This is a genomic window from Erythrobacter sp. (genome assembly GCF_024305245.1).
In the GTDB taxonomy this organism is placed as follows: domain Bacteria; phylum Pseudomonadota; class Alphaproteobacteria; order Sphingomonadales; family Sphingomonadaceae; genus Erythrobacter.
Genome location: NZ_JAMWYX010000006.1, coordinates 53,842 through 70,474, shown reverse-complemented (window position 1 = coordinate 70,474; position 16,633 = coordinate 53,842). Strand labels below are relative to the sequence as shown.

The following is a 16,633-nucleotide window of genomic DNA, read 5'->3' as shown; positions in this document are numbered from 1 at the left end:
GCATGGCAGGCGCAATCATGGGAAGCGACAAGAAACCTCCGGCGAAGTCGGGCACGACCAAGCCTTATACCAGGCCGCGCGGCAAGGGCGCGCGCGCGATCGGCGACCTGATGCCCGAAATCGGGCGAACCGCGTTTCGCCGCTTCGGCTTCGTGCAAAGCTCGGTTGTCACCCGCTGGCCGGAAATCGTCGGCCCCACGCACGCCCGCATCTGCAGCCCCGAAGCGATCCGCTTTCCGCCCGGCGAGAAGGCCGAAGGCATCCTGCAACTGGTGGTGGTGCCCGCCCATGCGCCGCTGATCCAGCAGGTCATCCCGGAAATCATTGACCGGGTGAACCGCTTTTTCGGCTACAAGGCGGTGGCGCGGGTGAAGCTGCGGCAGGGCGCGGTCAAGCCCGCCCTTGCCGACAAACCCGCCAAAGCCCCGCCCTCGCTGAAGCCGATCCCACTGGAACTGGGCGACAGTTTGCGCGATATCGGCGATCCGGAACTGCGCACCGTGCTTGAATCCCTCGCCCGCAGCTTTGGCGATAACGAAACCCCGGATAAGGAGCGGGACATCCCATGACCTTGCGCCCCCCTGTAATCATTAGCGCCGCGCTTGGCGCGGCGCTGGTCGCGCTGGCAGCGCCCGGAACGGCGCAGCAGAGCCTTGAAAACCCGCGCAGCGCCTTCGACGGCGTCGATCAGCAACGCAATTGGAGCGCGGCTGTCGTCCGCACCGATCGCGGCCATTTGATCGGCAATCCCGAAGCCGAAACGCGCCTGATCGAGTTCATCAGCTATACCTGCAGCCATTGCGCCACCTTTGCGATGGAAGGCGAACCGGCGATCGACATGTCCTTGCTGAGGCCCGGCAAGATGGCGGTGGAAGTGCGTCCGGTGATCCGCAACGCGCTCGACCTCACGGTTTCGCTATTGGTGCAGTGCGGCGATCCGGCAGGCTTCAAGGATCGCCACAGCGCCTTCATGTACCGACAGAGCGAGTGGATGGCGAAGTTTCAGAACGCTCCGCAAAGTCAGAAGGCCATCTGGGCGCGCGGGGACAAGGCAGCGCGCATGATCGCCGGTGCACTCGGCCTGACGAATATGCTGGTGCAGCGCGGCCAGTCGATCTCAGACGTCAATGCATGCGTGATGGACAATATTGCGGCGCAGAAGCTGTTGGACAACGGCGCTGCGGACCGGACCGATTTCCAGGTTGCGGCCACGCCCAGCTTCGCGCTCGACGATCAGTTGCTGGTCGATGTCCACAGCTGGTCGGGGCTATTCCCGCTGCTCTCCGCCCGATTTGCCCCTTCTGCCGCTGACGAAAGCGGCGGCGGCTGATCCAGTTGTTCACAGTGCCCGCGCCCGGCCTTGCTGGCATGGCGCGCACGCGGTTATTCTTCTGTCTCATTGTGCCAAGGATATGTCTTCGATGAAACTCTCCCGCCTATCCGTGCTCGGCCTGCTTGCCGCTGCTCCGCTCGCCCTTGCCGGCTGTGACGATGCTGCCGCCCCCGGCGGGGTCGCCAGTGGCGAACCTTTGCCCGCGGTCGCCGCGCCCGAAGGCACCAGCTGGACCAATACCGTCACCGTCACCCCCGAAGGCGGCTACATGATCGGCAATCCCGATGCCCCGCTGAAACTGGTGGAATATGCCTCGCACACCTGCGGCGCCTGCGCCAATTTCGCTGCCACCGCGAAGCCAGCGCTGACCGACAAGTATATTCCCACCGGCACGGTCAGCTTCGAACTGCGCAATCTGGTGCGCGATCCGATCGACCTCAGCATCGCCACTCTGGTACGCTGCGGCGCGAAGGAGAACATGCAGCCGTTGTCCGATCAGGCATGGGCTGCGCTTTCGGACATCTTCGCGCAGGTTGATGCCAATCAGGCGCTCTATCAGACGGCCACGACCCAGCCGGTCGACCAGCGTTTCGTGACCGTCGCGCAAGCCGCCGGGTTAATCGATTTCTTCGCCGCGCGCGGGCTGAGCGCCGATCAGGCGCGCGCCTGCCTTGCCGATACCGACGCAGTCCAGGCGATTGCCGACGCGTCGACCAGCCAGTCCGAAGAACTGGGCATCAACGCCACCCCCACCCTGCTGCTCAATGGCGAGAAGCTAGGCGTCAGCACCTGGGATCAGCTCGAACCGCTGCTGCAGCGCGCCGGCGCGCGCTAAGGCGAGACGCGGGGGCGCGGCGATAACCTGATGCAGTTCCACCGGCTCAAGCTCACGGGGTTCAAGAGCTTTGTCGAGCCGGCGGAATTGCGCATCGAACCCGGCCTGACCGGGGTTGTCGGCCCCAATGGCTGCGGCAAGTCCAACCTGCTCGAAGCGATCCGCTGGGTGATGGGGGAAACCTCCGCCAAGTCGCTGCGATCGGGCGGAATGGAGGATGTGATCTTCGCGGGCACCTCCACCCGCCCCCCGCGCGACTTTGCCGAAGTGGTGCTGCACGCCAGCGATGACCGCGACGATGAGCTGGTCGTCACCCGCCGGATCGAGCGCGGTGCGGGCAGCGCCTACCGCGTGAATGGCCGCGACGTGCGGGCCAAGGATGTGGCGCTGACCTTCGCCGATGCCGCCACCGGTGCGCATTCTCCGGCGCTGGTCAGCCAGGGCAAGATCGCCGCGGTGATCGCCGCCCGCCCGGCAGAACGCCGCGCGATGCTGGAAGAAGCCGCCGGGATCGCCGGGCTGCACGTCCGCCGCAAGGACGCCGAAAGCAAACTGCGCGGGGCCGAGGCGAACCTCGCCCGGCTCGAAGACCTGATGGCCGGACTCGACGCGCAGATGTCCTCGTTGAAGCGGCAGGCCAAGCAGGCCGAACGCTACACCGAACTGACCCACCGGATCCAATCTGCCGAAGCACGGCTGCTGTTTGCGCGCTGGCGTGAAGCCGCCTTCGCCGCCAGGGAAGCGCGCGCCGCCGCGGAGGGCGCCAACGCCGCCGTCACCGAGGCGCAAAGCGCGGTCGCCGCTGCGCAGACCGAGCAGGCCGAAGCGGCACAAACGCTCGCCGCCGCGCGCGATGAACTCGCCGACCGGCGCGACGATGCCAGCGCCAACGGGCACCGCATGGCCGCGTTGTCCGAAAAGCTCGAAGCCGCCGAAACCCGCCTCGCCGATCTCACCCGCCAGCAAACCCGGCTGGAGGAAGACCGGAAGGATGCCGACCGGCTGACCAGCAGCGCGGTAGAGGCCCTGGCGCGGCTCGATACCGAGGTCACCGCCAGCCGCAACGCCGTGACCGAGGCCGAAGCCGCCCGCCCCGCGCTCGCCAACCGCGCGGAGGACAGCGAACGTGCCAGCCGCGCCGCCGAACTCGCGCTGGCGAAAGCAACCGCCGATCACGCCGGGGTCGAGGCCGAATGGCGCGTTGCCGAAGCGGCAGTCGAACAGGCCGAAGCCCGGCTCGAGCGGATCGAGGGCGACATGGCGCGGATCGCCCGCACCCGCGCCGAATTGGCCCAGAGCGGCGATCCGCAAGCCGATGTGTTCGCCGCGCGCGATGCGTCCGATGCGACGGCAACTGAACTGGCGGGATTGCGCGAAAAGCTCTCCGCCGATCAGGCGCGCAAGGGCGAATTGCAGGCGTTGCGCGACAAAGCCGCCAGCGCGCTCGCCGCCGCGCGCGCCGAACTCGCGGGGATCGAACGCGAGCACACTGCCCTCGCCCGCGACCGCGACGCGCGGGCCAAACGCGAAGCCGGGCGGCAGGGAATGGTCACCGCACTCGACCGTGTGCGCGTAGCGCCCGGCTACGAACGCGCGCTCGCCGCTGTGCTGGGGCGCGACGGCAAGTCCCCCTTGGGCGCTCCCGCAGCAGCGCAGGACGGGCGGTACTGGACCGGGGCCGATGCGCCCGCACGAGTGGCCGACAGCCTGCTCGCGCACCTCGCCGATTGTCCGCCGGAACTCGCCGCTCGCTTGGCGCTGGTGCATTGCGCGGACACCGATGATGGCCGCACGCTGGCCCCCGGCGAATGGCTGGTGACCCGCGCCGGACACCTGCGCCGGTGGGACGGCTTCATCGCGCGCGGCGAAGGTGCGGCAGAGGCGGCGCAGCTCGAAGCCGCCAACCGCTTTGCCGAACTGGATGCCGCGCTCCCGTCTTTGCGCGAAGCCGCTGCCAATGCCGAGGCCGAGGACAAGGCCGTGCGCGAGGAACTGACCGCGCTCCAGACTGCGTTTGTGGGTCAGGAGCGCGCCATCGCAGGTGCGATCGAGGCCGAGCGGCAGGCCTTGCGGCGACTCGATCAGGCTGAGGCAGCGAAGGAGCGGCTCGCCGCGCGTTTGGCCGAACTGGCCGCGAGTGCGGGCGAAACCGAAACGCAGCTCGCCGCGGCAAAGGATGATCTTGCCACTGCGAAGGCGCAGCGCCAGCGCCTGCCCGCGCGCGATGCCGGGCGCGCATCGCTGGAAGCCGCACAGGCGAAAAACGCCGCCGCCCGCAGCGCCGTTCAGGCCGCACTGGCCAATCTTGCCGCACAGGATCAGGCGCTGGCCGTCGCGCGGGAACGGCTCGCAGCGCAGCAGGCCGAGCAGGCGGGCTGGAAGGCGCGGTCAAGCGATGCCGAGCGGCGCATGGCCGAAACGGCGCGCCGACTGGCCGAAATCGCCGAGGACCGCGCCATCCACGCTGCCAAACCCGCTGCACTGACCGCCGAGATCGAAGCGGGCGAAGCGACCCGCATACGCCTCACCGCCGAACTCGCTGCGGCCGAGGCCGCGATGCGCGAGGCCGAGACCCGCCAACGCGCGGCTGACGCAGAACTCGCCGCCCGCACCGAAACGCTGGCGCAAGCGCGTGAAGGCCGTGCCAGCCTTGCCGCGCGGGCCGAGAACGAGGAATCGCGCCGCACCGAACTCGCCCGCATTTCCGGCGAGCGGTTCCAGTGTCCGCCCCCGCTGCTGGGCGACCGCTTCGGCTTCGGCGAGGATGACATCGCGCCCGCCAGCAGCGAATCCGAAGAGCTGGAACGCCTCACCGCCGCGCGTGAGCGGATCGGCCCGGTCAACCTTGTCGCAGCCGAGGAACTGGCGCGGATCGAGGGCGAGCATGGCAGCAGTGCCAGCGAACAGGCCGAACTGGTCGAAGCCATCGCAAGGCTGCGCGGATCGATCGGCAATCTCAACCGTGAGGGGCGCGAGCGGTTGCGCGCCGCCTTCGAGGAGGTCGACGGCCATTTCCGTGTGCTGTTTACCCGCCTGTTCGAAGGGGGGCAGGCGCATCTGGCGCTGGTCGACAGCGACGATCCGCTGGAGGCGGGCCTCGAAATCTATGCCCAGCCGCCCGGCAAGCGGCTGCAATCGCTGTCCTTGCTGTCCGGCGGCGAGCAGGCGCTGACCGCGACCGCACTGATTTTTGCGCTGTTCCTCACCAACCCCGCACCGATCTGCGTGCTCGACGAGGTCGACGCGCCGCTGGACGATGCGAACGTCGAACGCTTCTGCGACCTGCTCGATTCGATGGTGCGGACCACCAAGACGCGCTACCTGATCGTCACCCACAACGCGGTAACGATGAGCCGGATGCACCGATTGTTCGGAGTGACGATGGCGGAAAAGGGCGTCTCTCGCCTCGTCAGCGTCGATCTGGGCGAAGCCGCGCTGCTGGCGGCGGAATAGACCTAAGCGTCGAGCGCGGCGGCAAGCCTTGCGCGGATCGCCTTCAGGCCCGCAACCGTCTCTGCCATGTCAGGAGCTTCGGTCACCATCAGGCGAACGCCGGGGCCTGGGTCGGAGTCGGCCGCGGCACGGCGATCGCCATCGCGGCGATCCAGCGCGCGCCGATCGAGCGCGCCCTTGCTCGAGGCGCGCAGCACCGCCTCGGCGCCCTTGAGAGTGTAGCCCTCGCGGTTGACCAGCCGATCGATCGCTTCGACCATCGCAACATCGCTCGGCCGGTAATAGCGCCGCCCGCCGCTGCGTTTGAGGGGCTTGAGCAAGGGGAACTGCTGTTCCCAATAACGCAGCACGTGAGGCTTGATCCCGAGCGCTTCGCTGACTTCGCCGATGGTGCGCAGCGCGCCTTCGTCTTTCCCGTCACCGAACTCGGTCATCAGCCTCACCTATGCCATGCGTTGGCGTGCCATGCTTTGGCGCACTATCCTTCGGGCCGTCAGCCCTTGGCGATCCGTTCCTTGAGCAACTGACTCGCGCGGAAGGTCATCACCCGGCGCGGTGTGATCGGCACTTCCACCCCGGTCTTGGGATTGCGACCGATCCGTTCGTTCTTGTCGCGCAGCACGAAACTGCCGAAGCCGGAAATCTTGACGTTTTCGCCACGCGCCAGCGCATCGCTCATCTTGCCGAGGATCGATTCGACCATTTCAAGGGATTCCGCCCGGCTGAATCCCATCTTGCGATTGATGGTTTCTGCCAGATCGGCGCGAGTCAAAGTTCCTACCGAACGCATCATGCGCTTGCTCCTTCGTTGGCGCGACCCATCCGAAGACCTTCAGCTTACTATTTTTCGTCAGGTTTGCAATGTGATGACGCAGCTAATGTTGAGTTTTCAGCAAGTGTGTTAGCTTTCTCGCGCCACGACACCGCCTCGCCTTACAGCCGGATCAGGCTGGCTCCCCAGGTGAAGCCGCCACCCATGGCCTCCAGCATGACCAGATCGCCGGGTTTGATCCGCCCGTCCTTGCGCGCGACATCAAGCGCCAGCGGCACCGAGGCGGCCGAGGTATTGGCATGCACGTCGACTGTCACGATCACCTTTTCAGGCGCAAGCCCAAGCTTCTTCGCTGTCGCATCGAGGATCCGCGCATTGGCCTGATGCGGCACCACCCAGTCGATCTCGTCAGCGGAAACGCCTGCTTCATCAAGCACTTCTCTGAGAACGCTCGAAAGGTTGACCACCGCGTGGCGGAACACCTCGCGCCCCTTCATCCGCACATGGCCGACGGTCTGCGTGGTTGAAGGGCCGCCATCAACATAGAGCAGATCATGGCAAGCGCCGTCCGCATGCAGCCGGCTTGCGATGATGCCAGGCGCGTTCTTGCCGCTGTCCCCGCCGGAGGGCGCTTCGAGCACGACTGCCCCTGCCCCGTCGCCGAACAGCACGCAGGTGGTGCGATCTTCCCAGTCGAGAATACGGCTGAACGTTTCCGCGCCGATCACCAACGCGCGTTTGGCCATGCCGGTGCGCAGCAGCGAATCGGCGGTGGCGAGCGCATAGAGAAAGCCCGAACACACCGCCGCGACATCGAAAGCGATCCCGCCATTGCAGCCCAGTGCGGCCTGCACCTTGGTTGCGGTGGCGGGGAAAGTGTTGTCGGGCGTGGCGGTGGCAAGCACGATCAGACCGATGCTCGACGCATCGACGCCCGCATCGGCCAATGCCGCGCGCGCCGCAGCGGTCGCCAGTGTCGCGGTGGTCTCGCCCTCGCCCGCAATATAGCGCTGGCGAATGCCGGTGCGCTCGACGATCCATTCGTCGGTAGTGTCGACCCGTTCCGCAAGTTCGGCATTGGTCACCACCTTGGCGGGAAGCGCCGATCCGGTTCCCAGCAATCGCGAACCGTTCATGCCGCGGCCTCGCCGCCCTTCGGCCCGGTAATCCGGCCGTTCTGGCCCAGCGCGCCCTCGCCCAGTTGCGACAGATCATGTGCGATCCGCTCGGTCAGCTTGTTTTCGAGCAATCGCGCGGCGACGGCCACGGCGTTGGCGACGCCTTTTGCATTGGCGCTGCCGTGGCTTTTCACCACCACGCCGTTGAGGCCGAGGAACACCGCCCCGTTGTGGTTGTTGGGATCGAGGTGATGCTTGAGCAGTTCGGTCGCCGGGCGCGATACGAGAAAGCCGACCTTCGACCGCAGCGACGACGTGAACGCCTGCCGCAGCAGATCGGTGACGAAGCGCGCCGATCCTTCGATCGCCTTCAGCGCGATATTGCCGGAAAAACCGTCGGTCACGACCACGTGGGTTTCGCCCCGGTTGATCTTGTCGCTTTCGACAAACCCGTCGAACATCAATGCCAGACCGCCATCTTCGCGCGCCGAGGCGGCGGTGAGCATCGCGGCGGCATCGCGCAGTTCCTCGGTGCCCTTGATTTCCTCGGTACCGATATTGAGCAGCCGCACGACCGGGCGTTCGAAGCCGTTGACGATCCGCGAATAGGCGGCGCCCATCACGGCGAACTGCACCAGATTGCGGGCATCGGCTTCGGTATTGGCGCCCAGATCGAGCATCACCACATCATGCGCCTGCAAGGTCGGCATGATCGCGGCCAGCGCCGGGCGATCGATCCCCGGCAAAGTGCGCAGCGCGATCTTGCTCATCGCCATCAGCGCGCCGGTATTGCCCGCACTGACGGCGGCTCCGGCCTCGCCGGTCTTCACCGCATTGACGGTCAGGCCCATGCTGGTGGTCTTGGCGCGGCGCATGGCGCGGCTGGGCAGTTCATCACCGCCGACCACGCCTTCGCAATGCAGGATTTCGGAAGCCCCGCGCATGCCGGGGTGATTGTCGAGCGCGGCGGCGATGCGCTTTTCATCGCCGACCAGAAGGAACTTGAAGTCCTCGTGCTGGCGGCGGGCGAGCGCCGCGCCTTCAACCATCACGCGCACGCCTTCATCACCGCCCATCGCGTCAACGGCGATACGCGGCAAGTTCATCGTGCTAATCTCCGGTCTATTGTCTGAGCCAACGGCGATCAGCCGACGGCGACAACCTGACGCCCGTTGTAGTGGCCGCAATGGCCGCAGATGTTGTGCGGACGCTTCAGCTCACCGCAGTTGCCGCATTCGCCGAAGGCTTCGACCTTCAGCGCATCGTGCGAACGACGCATACCGCGACGGCTGGGGGATACTTTTCTCTTGGGGACAGCCATGGTGGCACCAATTCCTCGAATATTTGCGTTTGCCTGCGCCACCGGCCCTGCGGGTGGCGACGGCGTGATTCTCAAAGGCCGCCCTTACGGCAAGGAAGCGTCACGCACAAGCCGCAGCCCTTGCATGCATTCCTTGGCCAGCAATGGCGGGAAGCCGCGCGCTATAGCGCAAAATTCGCGCGTTGCAAGCGGCCTGCTGCGGCCCTAGCACCGCCCGAGAATTAACGAGGGGATCCTTCAATGACCGTACTTCCTGTAACGCTGGCCGCTGCTGCGGCGGCGGCGATACTCAATATCTGGCTGATGCTGCGCGTGGGTGCGGTGCGGCGGGCGCTTGGCGTCAGCGTGGGTGACGGGGGCAGCGAGCCGTTGCAACGCCGGATGCGGGCGCAGTTGAATTTTGTCGAAAACACCGCCTTTGTGCTGGTGCTGATCGCCGCCATCGAACTGGCGGGACGCGGCAGCTGGTGGCTCAGCTTGGTGGCCGCTTCCTATTTCATTGGCCGGGTGCTGCACGGCTTTGGCATGGACGGCGGTAATTGGGGCTGGGGCCGCGTGGTCGGAATCATCACGACCATGCTGGTGCAGTTGGGCCTCGCCGTGGTGGCGGTGCTGATTGTTATGGGGGTGATGTAAGCATCAGCTTGTTAGCGCCAAACGGCCCGCCAACGGACGGGCCGCAAGCGCGACTGCGCGCCCGCAGCAACGCGGCTTTCAGGCCGTGTGAGCGAGGATACCGCACGCCGGAGGGCGTGCGAAATCAAGAAAGCGCGTAATCGCTCACAAACGCATTCGTCTTGCGCTCGCGGCCGAAGGTGCTGGTGGGGCCGTGGCCGGGGATGAACATCACGTCCTCGCCGAGCGGCCAGAGCCGCTGGGTGATGCTGTCGATCAGATCCTGATGATTGCCGCGCGGGAAGTCCGTGCGGCCGATGCTGCCCTGGAACAAGACATCGCCGACAATCGCGAAGCGGCTCGGCGCGTGGAAGAACACCACGTGGCCGGGGGTGTGGCCGGGGCAATGGATCACGTCCAATGTCAACTCACCCACCGTCACCGTGTCGCCGTGCTTGAGCCAGCGGTTCGGCTCGAAGCTTTTGGCGACCATCCCCCAACGCGGGCCGTCATCGTCGAGCTGCTCGATCCAGAAGCGGTCGTCCTCGTGCGGACCTTCGATTTCCAGCCCCAGTTCCTCGGCCAGCATCCCCGCCTGCCCGCAATGGTCGAGATGCCCGTGGGTGACGAGGATCTTTTCCAGCGTAACGCCCGCCTTGGCAACGCCCTCTTTCAGCTTGTCAAGATCCCCGCCGGGATCGACCAGCGCGCCTTTCATGGTCTTGGTGCACCAGATCAACGAGCAGTTCTGCTGGAGCGGCGTCACCGGAATGATCGCGGCGCGCATGGGGGGGAGAGGTTTGGGGGTGTCGGTCATGGGGCGTTGTTGGACAGAAGGCGATCCGATTGCAACCCGGTCAACCTGCCTGACCCCGCAGGATTGCCAACCTGTTCGATGGGGCGTCGGGACTCAGGAAGTCGGGAATGGTAAGATCGGTCCGGCGTGGCCGATTGAGCCACGCCACCTGCCACTCGGCGAGCCTCTCTCCTGTCATGTGCTTATATCGACCCGCTTCAGGTTCATCGAGCCACTCCCTTTGGAGCACCAATGCCAAAGGCGCCTCTGCCCCAGCCTCATGGGCCGAGCATTCGAGCGCCTCTTCATAAGTGGCGAAAGCAAAGTAATAATCGTCGCCACCCTCAGGCGGATGGCACCATACCCGATATTCCAGCACCTCGTCCCAAACGAGGCCGCCGCCTGCCTTGGTCAGAGCAGGGTAGTGACCAACCTTGTTGGGATCGATTGCTATGGGATATTGCCGCATTGCGTCGCTCACACCCGCCCCCCCTTCCACACAACCCGCCCGATGATCGCCACCTCCTCCGCCGCCACCTCGACCGGCGGATAGGCGAGGTTCTGCGACAGCAGCGCCACCCGCCCCGGCGCGGCGTTGGCGATGCGTTTCACCATCAGCGTTTCGCCCACGCGCACAACGTGGATGCCGTCGCGGAACGGGCGGGGTGAACGGTCGACGAGGATTTCGTCGCCGTCATTAAGCAACGGCTCCATCGAATCCCCCTCGACCCGGATTGCGGAGAGCTGCGCGCTTTCCAGTCCCTGTTCGGCGAGCCAGCGGCGCGAGAAGCGCAAGGTGTCGAACGCATCCTCCCCGCCCGCAATCGCGCCCGGCCCCGCCGACGCGCCGAGATCGAGCCGCGGCACATCCACCCATGCACCCGATTCGCGCTTTCTAGGGGTTTCTGCGTAGGATATATCCTTCGCCTCGCGCAATTCCTCCTCCCCCACGCCAAGGAAGCGGGCGAGCGTCGCGCGGTCCTGTTCCTCCAGCTTGCGCGGACTACCTTTGCGTATGAATTGCTGCAGATAGGACGGATTGCGCCCCAGCAGCTCGGACAGGGCGGCAAGGCTCACCCCGCGCTCCTGCGACAAGGCGAGCAGCCGGGCGCGAGAGCCATCAGGGCTGTGACGGAGGTTTTGCGGGTCGGTAACCATGGAAATATCCTACACCTAGGATTTTTCCTAGACAAGTAGGAAATCAACTGGAACATTTACGGAACATCGAGCGATTCGCCCGGTGATCGCCAACCGCCAAGCAACCGACAGGGACGCAAAACCATGCTGCTTCGGAAAATCGAAATCTTCCTGCGGGAGCATTCCATGCCCGCTACCAAATTCGGGCGGCTTGCTGCCCATGATCCGCGCTTCGTGCTCGATCTGCGGATGGGGCGCATCCCCCGTCCGGATACCGAACTGCGCACCCGCGCCTGGATGCAGGGCTATGCCGACCGCGCAGCAGCCGGAATGAAGGAGGCCGCATGATGCTGACCGAATCGCACCGCGATCCCTTCGCCCACGCCTTTGCCGCTCTGGACGCCGATTGCGGCGACCTCGAACTGAAGTCGGCGGCCCGCCAATCCTTGCGCGCCGGTTTCCGCCCGCGCCGCACCACCGCCGACCGCGTGCGCACCGCGGTGATGCAACTGACCGGCGGCAGCGGAACGGTGCTCGCGCATGAGGAGAAGGCCTGGGCCTCGATCACCTTTTCGGGCACGCGCCACGAAGTGGTGCTCGAATTCTGCGGGCCGGAAGCCGTGGTCGGCGGTGAGGAGCTAATCGAGCGCCTGCCCGATCATGAATTCACGATCCCCGGCCAGCTGGTCGCCGATGCGACCGTTACGGCAGTCGACCACCGCTTCGGCGCGATGGAGCGGTTGCAGGTGACGGCGGTGCTGCTGTTGCTGGAGGAGGTGTGATGACACACCCGCCTTCCCGGGCCTCACCCGGGGAGGCGAAACTACTGATTCCGCCGCACCACCAGGTTCCTGATCTCGCTCATGTCCTCCATCGCGAAGCGGATGCCTTCGCGGCCGAGGCCTGAATCCTTCACACCGCCATAGGGCATGTTGTCCACCCGGTAGCTCGGCACGTCGTTGATGACGATCCCGCCCACGTCGAGCCGGTCCCACGCGTCGAACATCTTGAACAGGTCGCGGGTGAAGATGCCTGCCTGTAGACCGAATTTGGAGTTGTTGACCTCGTCGAGCGCCGCATCGAAATCGGTGAAGCGTTGCAGGATCGCGAGTGGGCCGAAGGCTTCCTCGTTTTTCGCCTTGGCATCCTCGGGCACGTTTTCCAGCAACGTAGCCTCCAGCATATTGCCGCGCGACAACCCGCCGCCGCACAGCAGGCTCGCGCCTGCCTCCACCGCCTCGTCGATCCAGCCCTTCAGTCGCTTCGCCTCGCTGTCGGAGATCATCGGGCCGATGAAGGTGTCGCGGTCTTTGGGATCGCCCGCCACCAGCGTCTTCGCCTTCTTCACCAGCATCGCTTTGAACGCGTCATACACATCATCGTGGATCAGGATGCGCTGCACCCCGATGCAGGACTGGCCCGACTGGTAGAACGCGCCGAAGATCACGCGTTCCAGCGCATCGTCGAGATCGGCATCGTGGTCCACGATCACCGCCGCATTGCCGCCGAGTTCGAGCACGACCTTCTTCTTGCCCGCCTTGGCCTTCAGATCCCAGCCCACACCGGGCGATCCGGTGAAGCTGAGCAGCTTCAGCCGCTCGTCCTCGGTGAACAGGTCCGCGCCGTCGCGGCTGGCGGGCAGGATGCTGAATGCGCCCTCGGGCAGCACATCGCACTCCGCCAGCACCTCGCCCATGATGATCGCGCCAAGCGGTGTCTTGCTGGCGGGTTTCATCACGAACGGGCAGCCCATTGCAATCGCAGGCGCGATCTTGTGCGCGGCCAGGTTCAGCGGAAAGTTGAACGGCGAGATGAAGCTGCACGGCCCGATCGGCACCCGCTTCCACATCCCCATGTAACCTTTGGCCCGCGCCGAGATATCGAGCGGTTGCACCTCGCCGTAGTTCCTCACCGATTCCTCGGCCGCGATGCGGAAGGTGTCGATCAGGCGCGTGACCTCCCCTTCCGCATCCTTGATCGGCTTGCCCGCCTCGACGCACAGCGCGTAGGCGAGTTCGTCGAACCGTTCCCGGAACCGCGCGACGCAGTGCATCAGCACGTCCTGCTTCTCGTAGGACGCCAGCTTCGCCATCGGCTCCGCCGCGCGCACCGCGCCTGCAATCGCCTCCTCGATCACATCGGGCGTCGCCAGCGCGGTGCGAAACGCGACCTCGCCGGTGTATTTGTCGGTCACCTCAAGATCGGTGTTGGGCTGCGCCGCCTTGTTGTTGAGGTACAGCGGATAGGTTGATTTGAGTTGGGGCATCATGACCTCCGATCGTCATTGCGAGCGCAGCGAAGCAATCCAGTGCGGATCGCACGTGGCTCTGGATTGCCGCGTCGCTGCGCTCCTCGCAATGACGAAGCCGAGGTGCGCCTAAAGCTCCTTGCTCAGCCGCTTGATATCATGGTTCAGGATCTGGTCGTTCTCGGTGTAATCGACCGGGCAATCGATCAGATGCACCCCCGGCGTATCGCGGCAATGGGCGAGCACGTCGGTCAGGTGTTCGGATGACGTCACCCGGTGCCCGAATGCGCCATAGCTTTCGGCATATTTGACGAAATCGGGGTTGCCGTAGGTCAGGCCGAAATCCTTGAAGCCCATGTTCGCCTGCTTCCAGCGGATCATCCCGTAGGCATCATCGCGCAGGATCAGCACGGTCAGGTTCAGGCCGAGCCGCACGGCGGTTTCCATCTCCTGGCTGTTCATCATGAACCCGCCATCGCCGCAGATCGCCATCACCTTGCGTTCCGGATACAGCATCGCGCTCATCATCGCGGACGGCAGCCCCGCCCCCATCGTCGCCAGCGCATTGTCCAGCAGAACGGTGTTGGGCAGGTAGGCGGTGTATCCGCGCGCGAACCAGATCTTGTAGACCCCGTTATCGAGGCAGATGATCGCATCTTCGGGCATCGCGCCGCGCACCTGTGCCACCAGATGCGGCGGGAAGATCGGGAAGCGCGCGTCCTCGGCCAGACCCTGCGTATGCGCGACCTCGGCCGCGCGATATTCGAGCATCCGCTTGAACGCCCACTTGCCTTGCGGGACGATGTCTTCCTTAATCTGCCAGATGGCGTTGGCAATGTCGCCGATCACTTCGATCTGCGGAAAGTACACCGGATCGACTTCGGCGCTGCGGGTCGATACGTGGATCACCGCGGGCGGGCTGTCCGATCCGGTCGGGCCTTCCTCGTCGTTGCGCATGAAGAACGGCGGCTTTTCGATCACGTCGTGGCCGATATTGACGATGCAATCCGCGTCCTCGATCGCACGATGGACGAAATCGCCTGCGGATAGCGCAGCACAGCCCAAAAACAGCGGGTGGCGTTCATCGACCACGCCCTTGCCCATCTGGGTGGTGACGAAGGGGATGCCGGTCTTGTCGATCAGCTGGCGCAGCATCCGCCCGGTCATCTTGCGGTTGGCGCCTGCGCCGATGACGAGGATCGGCTTGTCCGCCTGCTCGATCGCCACCACCGCCTGACGCACCGCTTTGGATTCCGCCGAAGGCCGCCGTGCAAGCGAGGCTGCAAGCGGGCGGCTGGTGGTCTTCTCCTCGGCAATATCCTCGGGAAATTCGAGATGCACCGCGCCCGGCTTTTCCTCCTCGGCCAGCCGGATAGCCTCGCGCACGCGGCTGGGGATGTTGTCGGCGCTGGCGAGCTGGTGCGCGTATTTGGTGATCGGCCCCATCATCGCGACCACATCGAGGATCTGGAACCGGCCCTGCTTCGATTTCTTGATCGGCTTTTGTCCGGTGATCGCCAGCGTCGGCATTCCGCCCAGTTGCGAATAGGCGACCGCGGTCACCATGTTGGTCGCGCCCGGCCCCAGTGTTGCGAGGAACACGCCGGTCTTGCCAGTGTGCCGGCCATAGGTGGCCGCCATGAACCCTGCGCCCTGTTCATGGCGGGTCAGGATCAGCTTGATCTTGGTCGAGTGCGACAGGCTTTCGAGGAAATCGAGATTCTCCTCCCCCGGCACGCCGAAGATGTATTCGACGCCCTCGGCCTCCAGACACTCGATGAACAGGTCGGACGCCTTCTTCGGATCACTCATGCTGGTTCCCCCCAGTTTCATCCCCGCCGCCAGGGCTCCCCTGCCCTACCGTACGGCTATCCGCCCCCATTGCGGATAGACCGGGGATGTGACCGCTCCATGATGGAGCCGCCTTTTGCGAGAGTATTGCAGAATTGCGCCAAGCCGCAAGGCAACTCGGCGATTCAATAGCCCAGCCGCGGATCGAACACCGGCGCGACCGGTTCGCCGCGCAGATATTTGCCCAGATTGTCGATGAAGCGGTCGGCGCTGCGGATGAACATCTTGTCCTGCGCGCGGCCCGAAAGATGCATCGAGATATGCGCATTCGGGAGCGACCATAGCGGGTGGTCGGCGGGCAGCGGTTCGGGCGAAGTGACATCGAGGAACGCGCCCCCGATGGCTTTCTTTTCAAGCGCTTCCACCAGCGCGGGCTGATCGATCACGCTGCCGCGCGCGATGTTGACGATCACCGCGTCGGCTTTCATCGCGGCGAGTTCGCCCGCCCCGATCATGCCTTCGGTTTCAGGCGTGGCGGGCACAGCGAGAATGATCCAGTCGAACTCCCCCAGCCGCGCGCGCCATTCGTCCGGGCGAAGCGTGTTTTCGCCGGACGAGCGGCGCACCACGCTGACATCGATGTCGAACGCCTTGAGGCGCGGCTCGATCAACCGCCCGATTGCGCCATAGCCGAGCAGCAGCGCCTTAGATCCGGCCAATTCGCGCTTGCCCGGCGAATCGAGCAGCCATTCGTGCCGGTCCTGCGCACGCACCACTTCGCGGTAGCCCTTGGCGATATTGAGCATCCCCATCACCACATATTCGGCGATGGTGACGGCATTGATCCCGGCCCCGTTGGTGACGGTGATCCCGCGTTCGATCAGCACGTCCAGCGGCAGGAAATCGAGGCCGGCATAGATCGAATTGAGCCATTTGAGCTGCTTGGCGGCGCGCAAGGTTTCGGCCATTGCGGCCTGATCGTTCATGTCGAACCAGCCGATTTCGGCGTCCGCGACCGCCTCCATCGCCTGTTCTGGGGTCATGAACCAGCGCACGTCGAGGCCATCGGGCAGGCGCGGTTCAAGCATCGGTCGGATCAGGCCGGAGATGGCTAAGGTGGTCATCTTTTCTCCCCTCCCGCCTGCGGGAGGGGCCGGGGTGGGCCTGTCCGCGAACGGTGTTTCCTGCCTCTTGCCCACCCCTGACCCCTCCCG

General features: G+C 65.3%; 18 protein-coding genes. 7 read left to right on the top strand and 11 right to left on the bottom strand.

Translation table 11 applies throughout. The features are described from left to right. Window positions 1–17: 17 nt before the first annotated feature. The 4 genes from Q0L48_RS10200 (at window position 18) to Q0L48_RS10185 (ending at window position 5,621) form a co-directional block, all read left to right on the top strand. Window positions 18–569, top strand: a complete 552-nt coding sequence (locus Q0L48_RS10200) for a DUF721 domain-containing protein (protein ID WP_296720510.1) — start codon at window positions 18–20, stop codon at window positions 567–569. Continuing rightward, the gene (locus Q0L48_RS10195; protein WP_296720507.1) at window positions 566–1,330 is read left to right on the top strand and encodes a thioredoxin domain-containing protein; all 765 of its coding nucleotides are present in this window, start codon (window positions 566–568) and stop codon (window positions 1,328–1,330) included. The genes Q0L48_RS10200 and Q0L48_RS10195 overlap by 4 nt, the downstream gene beginning before the upstream one ends. Window positions 1,331–1,421: 91 nt before the next feature. Next, entirely contained in the window at window positions 1,422–2,168 is a 747-nt protein-coding gene (locus tag Q0L48_RS10190; RefSeq protein ID WP_296720505.1) for a thioredoxin domain-containing protein, read from the top strand. A 30-nt stretch (window positions 2,169–2,198) separates the two neighbouring features. Next, the gene (locus tag Q0L48_RS10185) at window positions 2,199–5,621 is read left to right on the top strand and encodes an AAA family ATPase (RefSeq protein WP_296720503.1); all 3,423 of its coding nucleotides are present in this window, start codon (window positions 2,199–2,201) and stop codon (window positions 5,619–5,621) included. Between the two features lie 2 nt (window positions 5,622–5,623). Here the strand turns inward: Q0L48_RS10185 and Q0L48_RS10180 are convergent, their stop codons facing one another. The 5 genes from Q0L48_RS10180 to rpmF all read right to left on the bottom strand — a co-directional run bounded on the left by Q0L48_RS10180 (window position 5,624) and on the right by rpmF (window position 8,832). Continuing rightward, complete coding sequence (locus tag Q0L48_RS10180; RefSeq protein WP_296720499.1) at window positions 5,624–6,055, bottom strand: MerR family transcriptional regulator; 432 nt, start codon at window positions 6,053–6,055, stop codon at window positions 5,624–5,626. Window positions 6,056–6,114: 59 nt separating this feature from the next. Then, entirely contained in the window at window positions 6,115–6,414 is a 300-nt protein-coding gene (locus tag Q0L48_RS10175; protein ID WP_198157200.1) for an integration host factor subunit alpha, read from the bottom strand. Window positions 6,415–6,554: 140 nt separating this feature from the next. Next, window positions 6,555–7,529 (bottom strand): beta-ketoacyl-ACP synthase III, encoded by a 975-nt coding sequence (locus tag Q0L48_RS10170; RefSeq protein WP_296720495.1) that lies wholly within the window; start codon window positions 7,527–7,529, stop codon window positions 6,555–6,557. Next, window positions 7,526–8,617 (bottom strand): phosphate acyltransferase PlsX, encoded by a 1,092-nt coding sequence (gene plsX, locus Q0L48_RS10165; RefSeq protein ID WP_296720494.1) that lies wholly within the window; start codon window positions 8,615–8,617, stop codon window positions 7,526–7,528. The genes Q0L48_RS10170 and plsX overlap by 4 nt, the downstream gene beginning before the upstream one ends. 38 nt (window positions 8,618–8,655) lie before the next feature. Next, window positions 8,656–8,832 carry a 50S ribosomal protein L32 gene (rpmF, locus tag Q0L48_RS10160; RefSeq protein ID WP_296720492.1) on the bottom strand — a complete coding sequence of 59 codons (177 nt, stop codon included), beginning with the start codon at window positions 8,830–8,832 and terminating at the stop codon, window positions 8,656–8,658. A 240-nt stretch (window positions 8,833–9,072) separates the two neighbouring features. Between rpmF and Q0L48_RS10155 the strand changes: the two genes are divergently transcribed. Then, window positions 9,073–9,468 carry an MAPEG family protein gene (locus Q0L48_RS10155; RefSeq protein ID WP_296720491.1) on the top strand — a complete coding sequence of 132 codons (396 nt, stop codon included), beginning with the start codon at window positions 9,073–9,075 and terminating at the stop codon, window positions 9,466–9,468. Window positions 9,469–9,592: 124 nt separating this feature from the next. On the opposite strand, the gene Q0L48_RS10150 is transcribed toward Q0L48_RS10155, so the two are convergent. The 3 genes from Q0L48_RS10150 to Q0L48_RS10140 are packed head-to-tail and all read right to left on the bottom strand — an operon-like array spanning window position 9,593 to window position 11,401. Next, entirely contained in the window at window positions 9,593–10,264 is a 672-nt protein-coding gene (locus Q0L48_RS10150; RefSeq protein ID WP_296720490.1) for an MBL fold metallo-hydrolase, read from the bottom strand. Between the two features lie 40 nt (window positions 10,265–10,304). Continuing rightward, complete coding sequence (locus tag Q0L48_RS10145) at window positions 10,305–10,724, bottom strand: hypothetical protein (RefSeq protein ID WP_296720489.1); 420 nt, start codon at window positions 10,722–10,724, stop codon at window positions 10,305–10,307. Then, the gene (locus tag Q0L48_RS10140; protein ID WP_296720488.1) at window positions 10,721–11,401 is read right to left on the bottom strand and encodes a LexA family transcriptional regulator; all 681 of its coding nucleotides are present in this window, start codon (window positions 11,399–11,401) and stop codon (window positions 10,721–10,723) included. Before Q0L48_RS10140 ends, Q0L48_RS10145 begins: the two co-directional genes overlap by 4 nt. 123 nt (window positions 11,402–11,524) lie before the next feature. Between Q0L48_RS10140 and Q0L48_RS10135 the strand changes: the two genes are divergently transcribed. After that, the gene (locus Q0L48_RS10135) at window positions 11,525–11,728 is read left to right on the top strand and encodes a hypothetical protein (RefSeq protein ID WP_296720486.1); all 204 of its coding nucleotides are present in this window, start codon (window positions 11,525–11,527) and stop codon (window positions 11,726–11,728) included. After that, complete coding sequence (locus tag Q0L48_RS10130) at window positions 11,725–12,162, top strand: hypothetical protein (RefSeq protein WP_296720484.1); 438 nt, start codon at window positions 11,725–11,727, stop codon at window positions 12,160–12,162. Before Q0L48_RS10135 ends, Q0L48_RS10130 begins: the two co-directional genes overlap by 4 nt. 41 nt (window positions 12,163–12,203) lie before the next feature. Here the strand turns inward: Q0L48_RS10130 and Q0L48_RS10125 are convergent, their stop codons facing one another. The 3 genes from Q0L48_RS10125 to Q0L48_RS10115 all read right to left on the bottom strand — a co-directional run bounded on the left by Q0L48_RS10125 (window position 12,204) and on the right by Q0L48_RS10115 (window position 16,543). Then, window positions 12,204–13,646 carry an aldehyde dehydrogenase family protein gene (locus Q0L48_RS10125; protein ID WP_296720483.1) on the bottom strand — a complete coding sequence of 481 codons (1,443 nt, stop codon included), beginning with the start codon at window positions 13,644–13,646 and terminating at the stop codon, window positions 12,204–12,206. 111 nt (window positions 13,647–13,757) lie between these two features. Beyond that, the gene (locus Q0L48_RS10120; protein ID WP_296720482.1) at window positions 13,758–15,440 is read right to left on the bottom strand and encodes an acetolactate synthase large subunit; all 1,683 of its coding nucleotides are present in this window, start codon (window positions 15,438–15,440) and stop codon (window positions 13,758–13,760) included. Between the two features lie 164 nt (window positions 15,441–15,604). Further along, window positions 15,605–16,543, bottom strand: coding sequence for a D-2-hydroxyacid dehydrogenase (locus Q0L48_RS10115; protein ID WP_296720477.1), 939 nt, complete (start codon window positions 16,541–16,543; stop codon window positions 15,605–15,607). Between the last annotated feature and the right edge of the window lie 90 nt (window positions 16,544–16,633).

Excerpts from the sequence above, each read along its gene's own strand:
- Q0L48_RS10200 (WP_296720510.1), top strand. The coding sequence starts at position 18 with ATGGGAAGCGACAAGAAACCTCCGGCGAAGTCGGGCACGACCAAGCCT.
- Q0L48_RS10195 (WP_296720507.1), top strand. The coding sequence starts at position 566 with ATGACCTTGCGCCCCCCTGTAATCATTAGCGCCGCGCTTGGCGCGGCG.
- Q0L48_RS10190 (WP_296720505.1), top strand. The coding sequence starts at position 1,422 with ATGAAACTCTCCCGCCTATCCGTGCTCGGCCTGCTTGCCGCTGCTCCG.
- Q0L48_RS10185 (WP_296720503.1), top strand. The coding sequence starts at position 2,199 with ATGCAGTTCCACCGGCTCAAGCTCACGGGGTTCAAGAGCTTTGTCGAG.
- Q0L48_RS10180 (WP_296720499.1), bottom strand. The coding sequence starts at position 6,055 with ATGACCGAGTTCGGTGACGGGAAAGACGAAGGCGCGCTGCGCACCATC.
- Q0L48_RS10175 (WP_198157200.1), bottom strand. The coding sequence starts at position 6,414 with ATGATGCGTTCGGTAGGAACTTTGACTCGCGCCGATCTGGCAGAAACC.
- Q0L48_RS10170 (WP_296720495.1), bottom strand. The coding sequence starts at position 7,529 with ATGAACGGTTCGCGATTGCTGGGAACCGGATCGGCGCTTCCCGCCAAG.
- plsX (WP_296720494.1), bottom strand. The coding sequence starts at position 8,617 with ATGAACTTGCCGCGTATCGCCGTTGACGCGATGGGCGGTGATGAAGGC.
- rpmF (WP_296720492.1), bottom strand. The coding sequence starts at position 8,832 with ATGGCTGTCCCCAAGAGAAAAGTATCCCCCAGCCGTCGCGGTATGCGT.
- Q0L48_RS10155 (WP_296720491.1), top strand. The coding sequence starts at position 9,073 with ATGACCGTACTTCCTGTAACGCTGGCCGCTGCTGCGGCGGCGGCGATA.
- Q0L48_RS10150 (WP_296720490.1), bottom strand. The coding sequence starts at position 10,264 with ATGACCGACACCCCCAAACCTCTCCCCCCCATGCGCGCCGCGATCATT.
- Q0L48_RS10140 (WP_296720488.1), bottom strand. The coding sequence starts at position 11,401 with ATGGTTACCGACCCGCAAAACCTCCGTCACAGCCCTGATGGCTCTCGC.
- Q0L48_RS10135 (WP_296720486.1), top strand. The coding sequence starts at position 11,525 with ATGCTGCTTCGGAAAATCGAAATCTTCCTGCGGGAGCATTCCATGCCC.
- Q0L48_RS10130 (WP_296720484.1), top strand. The coding sequence starts at position 11,725 with ATGATGCTGACCGAATCGCACCGCGATCCCTTCGCCCACGCCTTTGCC.
- Q0L48_RS10125 (WP_296720483.1), bottom strand. The coding sequence starts at position 13,646 with ATGCCCCAACTCAAATCAACCTATCCGCTGTACCTCAACAACAAGGCG.
- Q0L48_RS10120 (WP_296720482.1), bottom strand. The coding sequence starts at position 15,440 with ATGAGTGATCCGAAGAAGGCGTCCGACCTGTTCATCGAGTGTCTGGAG.
- Q0L48_RS10115 (WP_296720477.1), bottom strand. The coding sequence starts at position 16,543 with ATGACCACCTTAGCCATCTCCGGCCTGATCCGACCGATGCTTGAACCG.